The organism is Acinetobacter rongchengensis (assembly GCF_003611475.1).
In the GTDB taxonomy this organism is placed as follows: Bacteria; Pseudomonadota; Gammaproteobacteria; order Pseudomonadales; family Moraxellaceae; genus Acinetobacter; species Acinetobacter rongchengensis.
The window spans coordinates 1-347 of record NZ_RAXT01000217.1 but is presented as its reverse complement, the minus strand read 5'-3'; the positions used below and the strand labels follow the sequence as shown (position 1 = coordinate 347).

The following is a 347-nucleotide window of genomic DNA, read 5'->3' as shown; positions in this document are numbered from 1 at the left end:
TCGATTAACTTTTGTGGTTGAAGCGGCCCAGTTTCTTCAACACACCTTCTAAAAAATCAATTTCTAATGCCTGCTCACCGATTTTTGCATGTAGTTTTTTTAGATCGATGGGTGGTTCTGTTGGAGCTTTTGATTGATCGAAAGCTTGCGAGGAAGCTGAAATCAGTTGATTTTTCCAGTCGATAATTTGGTTTTGATGAACATCAAATTCAGCACTCAATTCAGCAAGTGTTTTTTCTGCTTTAATCGCAGCAAGTGCTACCTTAGCTTTAAAATCATTTGAATGATTTCTTCTTGGTCTACGTGCCATAAAATACTCCATATATTGATGTTTATAACATCATTTG

Annotated in this window: 1 pseudogene; it reads right to left on the bottom strand. The window is 36.0% G+C overall.

The features are described from left to right. A pseudogene (locus D7V20_RS19610) lies at positions 1–322 on the bottom strand (transposase); the annotation flags it as partial. Positions 323–347 lie beyond the last annotated feature (25 nt).